At 51.6% G+C, this 1,687-nt stretch carries 1 protein-coding gene and 2 pseudogenes; all 3 read left to right on the top strand.

Annotation, left to right across the window (positions count from 1 at the left end; all coding sequences use genetic code 11):
• Positions 1–265: 265 nt before the first annotated feature.
• Positions 266–1,201: an IS110 family transposase gene (locus N530_RS0100320; RefSeq protein ID WP_026479053.1), complete on the top strand. Its 936-nt coding sequence runs from the start codon at positions 266–268 to the stop codon at positions 1,199–1,201.
• Between the two features lie 48 nt (positions 1,202–1,249).
• Positions 1,250–1,501 (top strand): annotated as a pseudogene (locus tag N530_RS0100315) (IS21 family transposase); the annotation flags it as partial.
• Positions 1,491–1,687: pseudogene (locus tag N530_RS17135) on the top strand (ATP-binding protein); the annotation flags it as partial. The pseudogenes N530_RS0100315 and N530_RS17135, both read left to right, overlap by 11 nt.

The following is a 1,687-nucleotide window of genomic DNA, read 5'->3' as shown; positions in this document are numbered from 1 at the left end:
TCAGGACGTTGCAGGACCTAATGCTGCAACGTCCTGGCGGTGACCGTGTCCCTCTTGTTTTATGAATTTATCGGTTCCCGTGCGAAGCTGGAACGCTGCCCAGCATGACAGTCACACGCAATGCTGGGCAGTGACGGAGGTCGGACCGTTCCCCTCTTGGTCGTAGTGGACCATCGTCGAGTATGGTCGCCTCCGTCTTTTCAATCGACCTGAACGGATACATGGGCTTTGGGCTCGCATGACAAGACTAGGTGAGGAAAAGACGATGATTGATACCATAAGAATTGATATCTCGAAAGACATGCTAGATGTGTATTGGCTTTCAAAACATAAGCACAAGCAATTTGCCAATACCAAAACTGGTCTGAATGCGATGATCATTTGGATACACCATACAGAGGCATCGCTGATCGTATTTGAAGCGACAGGTATATATGGCAGGCACCTTGAGGTTGGCTTGGCGACGCACAACATTCCGTTCGCCAGAGTTAACCCGCGTCAGGCACGCCGGTTCTGCGAAGGTGCCGGCCAACTGGCTAAAACAGACCAAGTAGATGCTGCTATGCTGGCTAAGATGGGCGCACTTCTGGAGTTGAAAATAGACCAAGCCAAAAGCCAGTCATTGTATGATCTCAAGCAATTAGCGACTGCCAGACAGGCATTGATCAAAGATCGTACTGCTGCAAAAGCTAGACTTGCGGCCACGTCACATAAGTTGCTGTCTCAGCAAATAGGACGTCGCTTGAAGCAGATTGAGCGCGACTTATCACAAGTTGCAACAGCGATCGACGCCATTGTCGCAGCAGATAATGATTTGCGCCAACGAGCCGAAATTCTCATGAGCATTCCGGGCATTGCAAAAGTCACAGCTTGCGCAATTTTAACTGAAATGCCCGAGCTTGGAACGCTGAGTAGTAAGCAGGCTGCTGCGTTGGCCGGGCTTGCGCCCATATCAAAGCAATCAGGAAAATGGCGCGGCAAAGAGCATATACAAGGCGGTCGAGCAAGCGTAAGGCAAGCCGTTTATTTACCCGCTGTCGTTGCTACACGCTTTAATCCTGACATGAAGGCAAAATATCAGCAGCTAGTATCAACCGGAAAATGTAAGAAAACCGCAATAACGGCAGTCATGCGAAAGCTCATTGTCGTTGCAAATACATTGCTACGCGACGGCCGGAAATGGGTGGAAATACCCACTTGACCAATACGGATACTTGTCGTTTGAAAGCAAACGACTGTCGGTCAATGAATGGTCGATATCCTGTCCTTAGTTTTGCAGCATGACGAACAGGCCGTGCTCTGCGCTGTGGAAATGGCGCTGGAAGCCGGCGTGCCGACCAAGACCCACGTACTGAACCTCCTTCACAGGCTGGTGGATGGAAAGCCAACTGACTTGCCAGATGTAACGCCGCCCTCCGCGCTCTCCTTGAGTAAGGAACCGGAGGCCAATGTCAGCCGCTACGATGGGCTGCGCCAAGGAGGTACGCGTCATGCGTCATGATCCTGCTGGTGCTGCCATCGTCATCATGCTGCGCAGCCTAAAGTTGCCTGGAATGGCACAGGCCGTGGGCGACCTTATCGAACAGGGGGCGCCTGCATTCGACGTAGCCATGCCCATACTCTCACAGCTGCTCAAGGCTGAAATGGCTGAACGTGAAGTGCGTTCTATTGCCTATCACATGAAGGC

The sequence above is a fragment of the Ahrensia sp. 13_GOM-1096m genome, assembly GCF_000620605.1.
Classification (GTDB): domain Bacteria; phylum Pseudomonadota; class Alphaproteobacteria; order Rhizobiales; family Rhizobiaceae; genus Ahrensia; species Ahrensia kielensis.
The sequence above is the reverse complement of the archived record's forward strand: the minus strand, read 5'-3'. Positions and strand labels throughout refer to the sequence as shown.

Excerpts from the sequence above, each read along its gene's own strand:
- N530_RS0100320 (WP_026479053.1), top strand. The coding sequence starts at position 266 with ATGATTGATACCATAAGAATTGATATCTCGAAAGACATGCTAGATGTG.